Genomic DNA, 8366 nt, shown 5'->3' on the forward strand with positions numbered 1-8366 from the left:
GGATAAATCGATCACCCATTGCGTAAACGCCGGCAGCGCCTTGTCGAAACTGGCGAACAGCCCCTGAAACCGCGGCACCACCTCCAGCAGCAACAACGCCGCCACCCCAAGCCCGGTCAGCAGCAACAGCGCCGGATACAGCATCGCCTTGCGCACCTTCTGCCGCAGCGCCTGGCGCTTCTCCAGCATGCCCGCCATCTGCTCCAGCTGCCGGTCCAGCGTGCCCGACTGCTCGCCCACCCGCACCAGGTTGCAGTACAGCGCATCGAACCACGCCGGATGCCGCTGCAACGCCTCCGCCAGCCCAAGCCCCGCCGCCACATCCTGCTTCAACCGCGCCAGCAACGCCGCCATGCCGCTGTCCACCGTGCTGCGCGCCATCACCTCGAACGCCTGCAACAACGGCACCCCCGCCGTCAGCAAGGTCGCCAACTGCCGACTGAACCCCGGCGCATCCGGCTTGCCCGCCCGCTGCGGCCACCGCCACTGCAACCCACCCGCCAACCTCACCCGCGTGGCCCGGATGCCCTGGCGTTGCAGCCAGGCCTGCACGAACGCCGGGCTGCGCCCCGGTTGCTGGCCGTGTTGACGAGCGCCGGAGGCATCGATGCCCTCCCAGGCGTAGAGGCGGGTAGACGGTGGCATGCGAAGATCCTTTGCAGTGCGGCGACAAGCCCCGTAACAGCTTGCCGGGCCCGAGGGCGGGCGCGTTTCCATGACGCTCACTAGAGTAGTTCAGCGAAGATGACGCCCTGCCGTGCAGGGGTGACAAAAGGTGTCGGTTCAGGCCTACTGCGCGCCTGCCGGCTGGGGCGCCGAAAAGATGAACATGCGCCGACCGCGCCTCCATGTATTACGAAGGAAGACCGTTCATGAAAGGGCAACGAGGTATCACCCTGATCGAACTGATGATCGTCGTCGCGATCATCGGCATCCTGGCGACCATCGCCATCCCCATGTACACCAACCACCAGGCCCGCGCCAAAGCCGCGGCGGCGCTGCTGGAAATCTCCGCGCTGAAAACGCCGATGGACATCCGCCTGAACGAAGGCAAGGACGTGCCCGACGTCGCCAGCCTCGGCGGCCAGCCCGCCACCGCCCATTGCGCGATCACCGCCAGTGGCACGGCGGCCGACGGCACCGCCAGCATCGCCTGCACCCTGGCCGACGCACCGGCCAATGTGCTGGGCAAGACCGTGACCCTGGCCCGTACCCAGGCGGGGTGGAGTTGCGTGACCACGGTGGAGGAAGACCTCGCGCCGAATGGCTGCAAGGCGCCGTGAAAGTGAGGTGAAACAGGGGTTTGCGTAACGGACACGGCAATGGTACGTTGCGCAACACGCCGGTGTAGCTCAGTCGGTAGAGCAGCGCACTCGTAACGCGAAGGTCGCAGGTTCGATTCCTGTCTCCGGCACCAGATATCAAGAAGGCTTGCAGCGATGCAGGCCTTTTTTGTGTCTCGAAAAAGATGATCGGCCCAGGGCAATCGAGTCGTCTGCTGAAACAAATTACCGAATACCGGTGGTTTGACCTATCCAGGCAAATCTTCGAGGATGAGCACCGAGGACTGCAACCGCGCATGTTTGGGCATGGCTTGCCAGTAATTGGCCCCCCGAATCCGGCAGCAGTGAAGCTGGCGCTCACTGACGTAAGGACAGTCGATAGGCCCCACCATATGGCCGTTGATTTGACTGGGTTCTGACCTTAAGGATCGTAGATCCGGAAACTAAAGAATCGCTGCGACTACAGCCTCATTACCATCCGAAGGCGACCCCACAAGGGTCGCCTTTTCTTTTGCCCAATCGATCATGATTTCACCGACTTTGGTTCCACGTGGTCTGCCCACACCAAGGTTTGATGCTATGACCGTAAATCACTTAATTCTTTACCTGAATTCATGCTGCAGATATGTTGCTGGCATAAGGACACTAGCTTCACCAGTTCCAGGGACGGGCGCTCCAGAGTAGTCACTCGACTGCCTCAACCGCTTCCGTCCTCTCCCTGATCTTCGTGAATCTAGCAAGCCAAGCCTAGCAGTCGTTGCACGTGATGAGATTTCCGCCATAGGCTCATACTTTTGACTGACTGCTCGCTAGACATGATTGCCGAGCCTCCGGTGACGGGGCCCATGTGGGCAGTTTCTCCACTGGCATTTTTCTAGGCCACAGACACGATCAAAGCCGTTGATGTGCAAATTCAGATAGCAGGTTTTCCTATGAATGCAGTGATCGGCCAGAAGCTACAAAGCAGTCGCAAAGAGCTTTTGGATATCGGGCTTCGCAACAACATGCTCAATTTCCGCAAGACCGCCAAGACTCTGATGGTGGTCGATGAGCAGTCTGAAGAGGTCTTCAAGACTCTCTATCGTCAGGAAAAGGCCATGACCTTTGCGCCAATCGCTAGCAAGAAACTGGCGGAACTGGTCAAGGCCTCCAAGTCGGCAGAGGAGGGGGCGGAGGATAGTGACACCCCCGGCGATGAAGAGTTGTTGTATGAGCTCGATACTCTGCAATGGAATGCCGCCATAGGCGATGCAGGCGAGGATGAAACGGGCAAGGCTCGCCGTCATCTCGATACGCGTTTGCAGACCGCCATCGAAGATGATCGGCTTTTCCTCCAGTTATTGAAAATCCATACCGAGGCCAAAGGGTTTATCGAGGAGCAGGGCGTCAACACGCTGTTCCTGTCCCTTGGCTTCCTGCATTGGTACGAGGCCGACAGCTCTGAAAACTTGCGCAAGGCGCCTTTGATCCTGCTGCCCGTCACCCTTGAACGCAGCGGGGCCAAGGATGCGTTCAAGCTGAGGTACTCTGGTGACGAGCTGATGCCGAACTTATCCCTGGTCGCCAAGCTCAAGACAGACTTTGGCCTTGACCTGAGTTCTTGTGCGGTCGACGAAGACACCTTCGATGCTGACGACAGCAGCCTGGATCGTTTTTTCAGCGATGTTGCTGCTGTGGTCAGCAAACAATCACGATGGAAGGTCGCCAGTAACGAAATTGCACTGGGCTTTTTCTCGTTCGGCAAGTTCCTGATGTTCAAGGATCTCGATCCGAAAAGTTGGCCAGAAGACAAGCAACCTGATGCCAACCCAGTGATGAAGCGCTTGTTGGGTGCAGGCTTCGGCGATCAGCGCGCGGCATATTCAGAGGACGTGAATATCGACTCGGTGATCAAGCCGGGTGAGGTCCGTTTCGTCAAGGACGCCGATAGCAGCCAGACCGAGGCAATCCTGGAAGTGCGCGAAGGTTCCAACCTAGTCATTCAGGGTCCACCGGGTACCGGCAAGTCCCAGACGATTACCAACATCATCGCCGAGCTGATCGGGCAGAAGAAAACGGTATTGTTCGTTGCCGAGAAGATGGCGGCTCTGGAGGTGGTGAAGCGCCGCCTGGATGAAAGCCATCTCGGCGACGCCGTACTCGAGTTGCATTCCCACAAATCGACCAAGCAATCCGTTCTCAAAGAGTTGGGGCGAACCCTGAACCAAGGGCGGCCAGTGACTAAAGGCGCAGAAGGAGACTTGGCCAGCCTGAAAGAGCTGCAAGACTCCCTCAATAATTATTGCGAAGCCGTCAGTGCGTCGGCTGGGGCGAGTGGTTTGCCCTTTCTCGATGTGCTTGGTCGTTACCTGAAGCTGAAGCGAGTTCATCCCGGGCTACCCGTGATCCCGTTTGGGCCAATGGCCTGCTGGAGCTTTACCCAACAGCAAAAGCAGCGAGAGTTGGTCGAAGAGCTGGTGCTCCACCTCAACGTGATGGGGCGGCCTGATCGTAGCCCGTTCTGGGGCAGCCAGCGGACCTTCTTCTCTCCCATCGAACAAAGCACTGCCAATGACGCGTTGCAGTCTGCGATCTCCCATCTCAGTGCCTTGCAATCCGCCACTACCGCGCTCTCCGAGCGATTGATGCTGACCCAGCCGGCCACCTTGGCGGACGTCGATGTAGTCTGCCGTGCAGCACGCCGTGCGGCGGAGGCCCCGCGACTTGAGGGCATCAAGATATCCACTGGTGAATGGCAGTCGCGTCGCGACTCCATTCGCGAATTGCTTGAGGCGGGCGGGAGGATGTCTACCTGTCGTGATCAGTTCGACAAACATTTGATCGATGCGGCTTGGGAACAGGATCTGCTGGAGGTTCGTCAGAACCTGCAGGCCTACGGCGACAAATGGTGGAGAGTTTTTTCGGGGCGCTTCCGCGCCTCGCGTACTCGATTGCAAGGGCTAGTCCGCGAGGTATTGCCGAAAAGCAATGCAGGCATGCTGGAGCTAGTCGACGCGGTCTTGACCTACCAGCAGAACAAGAAGGTGTATGACCAGCACGAAGCCTTGGGTAGCGCGCTATTTGGCGCTCAGTGGCAACGGCAGAAGACAGATTGGCTCGTGCTTGAGCGCCTGAGTGCCTGGGTTATCCAGCTGCATGACGACCTGGGCCATGGGCAGATTCCACAGGGCATCATCGCCTTCTTGGCCGGACATGCCGATGCCACAGGGTTGGGCGATGCGGTCGCTGACGTAGAGCTGCATGTCAGCGGGCTGGACAAAGCGATTCGTGATTCGTTGGAAGTAACCGGCATGCAGGAGGAGAATGCTAAGGCTGATGTCAGGAAACTCTCTCTGGCTACTCTCGAGGCGCGTCTGCATGAATGGCAGGGCAATCTCACCGCGCTCTACCAGATTTCGCGATTCAACGTGCTCGCGGGGCAAATGCTCACCGCCAACCTGGGCGAGCTGCTTGGCATCGCCATCAGTAGCGACCAGCACGATAGCCTGACTGCCATTCTGGACCTTTCTTGGTACGCAGGCCTGGTGCAATCGGTGTACGCCCATAACCCTGCGCTTCAGCAGTTTGATCGGATCAAGCATGAGCACCAGATTGCGCGCTTCAAGTCGCTCGATCTCGCCTCCCTCAATCACGCTCAGACGTCCCTGGCCAAGCAGGCGTGGGAGGGGATGCCCAATATCAACCAGCCTGGTGAGATGGCGGTGTTGCGAGCCGAGCTGAACAAAAAGCGCCGCCATATGCCGATCCGGCAAATGATCGAGAAGGCGGGGCGAGCGATCCAGCAAATAAAACCGGTGTTCATGATGAGCCCCATGTCGATCGCCAACTTCCTCCCGCCAGGCAAAGTCGAGTTCGACGTAGTGGTGTTCGACGAAGCTTCACAGGTGAAGGCTGTCGATGCATTTGGCGCCATCATGCGCGGCAAGCAGGTCGTGGTCGTGGGTGACACCCGCCAGATGCCGCCTACCGACTTCTTCAGTCGTGATGTTGATATGGATGACGAAGAGGGCGCTACCGCCGATATTGAAAGTATCCTGAGCATGTTCAAGGCCGCCGGTAGCCAAGAGCGCTATTTGCGCTGGCACTACAGGAGCCGGCACGAGTCGTTGATCGCGGTCTCTAACGTTGAGTTCTACGACAGCAAACTGGTGGTCTTCCCATCCGCAGGTCAGCATCCCGATGCCACGGGCATCAGCTTCGACTACTTGCCCGAGGCGGTCTACGACCGAGGCCGTACCCGCACGAACAAGGGGGAGGCCAAGGCTGTCGCGCAAGCTGTCATGGAACACGCGATTCGCACGCCCGACTTATCGCTAGGAGTGGCTGCCTTCAGCGTGGCGCAACGTGATCTTATCCAGGTGGAAATCGAGTTGCTGCGTCGTCAGGCGCCGGAAGCAGAAGCGTTCTTTACAGCTCAGGGGAGTGAGCCATTCTTCGTCAAGAACCTGGAAAACATTCAGGGTGATGAGCGTGACAAGATATTCATCAGCATTGGGTATGGGCGTAACGAGTCCGGCCGCATCGCCAAGGAATTCGGTCCGGTAAACCGAGAGGGCGGCCACCGCCGTCTCAATGTTTTAATCACCCGGGCCAAACTGGCTATGCGCGTGTTTTGCAATTTCAAGGCCGAAGAGCTTGAACTCGACTCCAGCGCTTCCCAGGGAGTCAGGGCACTGAAAAACTTCCTCAAGTATGCTGAGACAGGCGAATTGGAAGTCGCATGCGAGACCGGTAAAGCAGCGGACTCGCCGTTCGAGCTGGAAGTGATTGAGGCGCTGCGAGACCGAAACTACGTGGTGGAGCCGCAGGTAGGAACTGCAGGTTACTTCATTGATATTGCCGTCAAGGATCCTGAATATTTGGGACGTTATGTCCTGGCAATCGAATGCGATGGCGCTGCTTATCACAGCTCACGATCGGCGCGGGACCGTGATCGCCTACGCCAAGGCGTTCTGGAGGGGCTGGGCTGGAACTTCCACAGGATCTGGAGCACGGACTGGTTCCGCAATCCTCACCAGGAAATCACACGCGTCGTTTCAGCAATCGAAGCGGCTCGTGTCAGGATCGCCGAGAGGCGGCATGCGCTTCCCGAGGTGGCGCCAGAAACCAAGCATGAGATTTTCCGGGATGCGCCGGCCGTTGAAGCTATGCCGAGTGCAAGCAGGCAGTACGTGAAAGCTCGCCTGGCACCCGTAGCCTCTCTGGATGAACTCCATCAGGTAAAGCCAGAGCACCTGATGCAGATGATTCGTACCGTGGTGGAGATTGAAGCTCCGGTGCATACCACCGAAGTCACTCGCCGACTCATGGAGGCGTTCGGTGTGACACGGGCTGGCTCTAGGATTACTAACGCGGTCGAGCAGGCTATTCGTCTTGGCGTGCAGCACAGGTTGTTTCACGGACGAGGTGGCTTCATGTATTCAGCTGAGAGCAATGCTATCCCTATCCGTAGTCGGGCCCATTTTGAGTCTTCGGAACGTAAGGTGGAATGGGTCGCCCCGGAAGAGCTTGATCAGGCACTTGTAGAAACGGTCACCTTAGGATTCTCGATGAGTCGGGAAGACGTTACCTCAGGAGCGCTAGCGCTTCTGGGCTTTGGACGGGCAACGGCGAAGATTGCTGGGGTTATTGACGAAAGAATTGTTGTTCTGATCAACAGCGGGCGTTTGCGAATGGTTGATGGGGTGGTGACTCCAGTTACTTCGTCTTGACCCTTTATACTTAGGGAAATATGAGCCAGCACCTCCTGATATGAGTACGAATGGCTAGCCATATTCAGAGGTGCCGACCGATCCATGGTAGGCCCTAGCCAGACTCTGCCTACGGCCAGAAGCGGACGTTTACCAAGGCTCGAATTTGAGGCTTGGACGCGTCTGAGAAATCGGGGGCGATTCAGATCAGTGACGCATGCGAGAAGAGCTGAATTTTTTACGTTGAGCCATGATGCCTAGTGATTGAATAGCCTTGAATTCTGCCTGCGCTGTCCTTTACCGATGCTTTGAAATCGGATGCCTGTCTCTCGATTGACGTCCCGTCTTTGAATCTAACGCCTTGCCACCGGTCAAGGAGGGCTCACCCTGATCGGCAGGATGATTGCGTGGTGATGGCGCTGACAGTATAGTGCCATTAGGCCATTATGTGCTTACCCCCAGTTTTGATCAGTCGATAGGGAGATGGATATGGGCTTCTGGGATAAAGCTGGATCGCTTGCAAAGAAGGCCGGAGCATACGCAGTGCAGGAAGCGAAGGCCGCTGGGGATCGCTCTCGGGAATACAAGGAGATGATGCCTACCTTGTCTGATAGTGAGCTCTTGAGAATTGTGAAAAACGAGCGTAACTCTTCACCTCTAAAAGCAGGCGCGGCGCATAGCGAACTGAAAAATAGAGGACACGATCCAGAGTCGATCAAAAGGCTTTTGGCGAACAGCTAGTGCTCACTCAACCCCCAAAGATTTTTGCGAGGAAGTTTTATGTCCTGTAGTGCTTGTGGTGCGGGAAACCACACGTTAAGAAATTGCCCCAATGTTAATCGCTGCTCTGTTTGCAACAAGTCTGGGCACAACGCGCAAACTTGTCCTGACGCTCGTCGCTGCAGCATCTGTAATGGCAGAAATCACGATGCAAGAAACTGCCCTGTAAAAAAATAGGCATTCTCTGCTTGCCACTATCTCAAGTGGTGAGGAGGGCGGTGCACTGACAGTCAACAGTCCGGACACCACCAGCCCGAGAGAGTATCTGCTGAGGTCAGAATCAGAGAGCTGTACTCGATTCTGACCTTCTATTCAGCACATCAAGCGGCTCTCGTTACGAACTCCGCTATCCATTTCTGCAAAGCAATCGCGTCGGCTTCAAAGACATCGAGTTCAAGAGTGCTGCTGGACTTCTCGTCAGATTGAGCATGCTCAAATACTGAGTAACGAGTCATCAAGTCATCAATAAATACGCAGTCTTCATTTTGTAGTGGTCAACTCATCCCGGACACGGTTTTGAGTTTTTCTTCTGCTTTCGCTGGAGCCAGTCCATCGTTGAACTGATGCGGCCGGATCCAGTTGTAGTGGCCCATTAGGTATTGGCCAATGTCTC

The 8366-nt window shown here is 56.8% G+C and carries 4 protein-coding genes and 1 tRNA gene; 4 read left to right on the top strand and 1 reads right to left on the bottom strand.

The window, feature by feature from the left end; translation table 11 throughout:
- Positions 1-645 (bottom strand): type II secretion system F family protein (locus DMX06_RS25790; protein WP_181427906.1); only part of this gene is annotated, 645 nt, incomplete at its 3' end.
- Between the two features lie 227 nt (positions 646-872).
- On the opposite strand from DMX06_RS25790, the gene DMX06_RS25795 reads away from it, so the two are divergent.
- The 4 genes from DMX06_RS25795 to DMX06_RS25810 all read left to right on the top strand — a co-directional run bounded on the left by DMX06_RS25795 (position 873) and on the right by DMX06_RS25810 (position 7714).
- The gene (locus tag DMX06_RS25795; RefSeq protein WP_062575174.1) at positions 873-1283 is read left to right on the top strand and encodes a pilin; all 411 of its coding nucleotides are present in this window, start codon (positions 873-875) and stop codon (positions 1281-1283) included.
- Between the two features lie 58 nt (positions 1284-1341).
- Positions 1342-1417: transfer RNA gene (locus DMX06_RS25800), tRNA-Thr, on the top strand.
- Positions 1418-2215: 798 nt separating this feature from the next.
- The gene (locus tag DMX06_RS25805) at positions 2216-6994 is read left to right on the top strand and encodes a DUF3320 domain-containing protein (protein WP_110739955.1); all 4779 of its coding nucleotides are present in this window, start codon (positions 2216-2218) and stop codon (positions 6992-6994) included.
- Positions 6995-7462: 468 nt separating this feature from the next.
- Positions 7463-7714 (top strand): hypothetical protein, encoded by a 252-nt coding sequence (locus DMX06_RS25810; protein ID WP_110739956.1) that lies wholly within the window; start codon positions 7463-7465, stop codon positions 7712-7714.
- Positions 7715-8366: the final 652 nt, after the last annotated feature.

The organism is Pseudomonas mosselii (genome assembly GCF_003205295.1).
GTDB classification, from domain to species: Bacteria; Pseudomonadota; Gammaproteobacteria; order Pseudomonadales; family Pseudomonadaceae; genus Aquipseudomonas; species Aquipseudomonas mosselii_B.